Origin of the sequence: Onishia taeanensis (assembly GCF_013349955.1) — a bacterium.
Taxonomy (GTDB): Bacteria; Pseudomonadota; Gammaproteobacteria; order Pseudomonadales; family Halomonadaceae; genus Onishia; species Onishia taeanensis_B.
The window spans coordinates 1-406 of sequence record NZ_JABVXC010000074.1; the positions used below are offsets into that span (position 1 = coordinate 1).

General features: G+C 62.8%; 1 protein-coding gene. It reads left to right on the forward strand.

The window, feature by feature from the left end:
* Window positions 1–171 precede the first annotated feature (171 nt).
* The coding region (locus tag HUS66_RS17530; protein WP_175072464.1) for a nucleoid-associated protein at window positions 172–406 on the forward strand (235 nt) is incomplete at its 3' end.

The window sequence follows — 406 nt, forward strand, 5'->3', positions numbered from 1 at the left end:
CCGCCTTGCCGCGCGAATGATTCTAGGGCTGGAACCCGCCTCGCCTCGCCTGCTCACTACCCAGCTGATCCCGGGTGAAACCTGTCCGTGAAGAGACCTCGCGGAGAGTGACGCTATGGGACTTGGCAGGTATTATCCCCAGCCCGTTCATCGCACCCGAGGGAGGTTCCCATGCCGATCCTGCACAGCATCATTCACCGTATCGACAAGGGCAATAGCGAGACGCCGGCCCAGCTGGTGCCTGCCGCCACCACCCTGGCGGCATCCGATGCACTGGAGGATCTGGTGTCCGGGCTCAATGATGCCTACCACGGCAAGGCCAAGAACTGGGGCCGTTTCAATGAAGACGCGCCTGCCGCCTTCCCCACGGAACTGGCGGCCTTCCTCGCAGGTGATAGCGATTTCG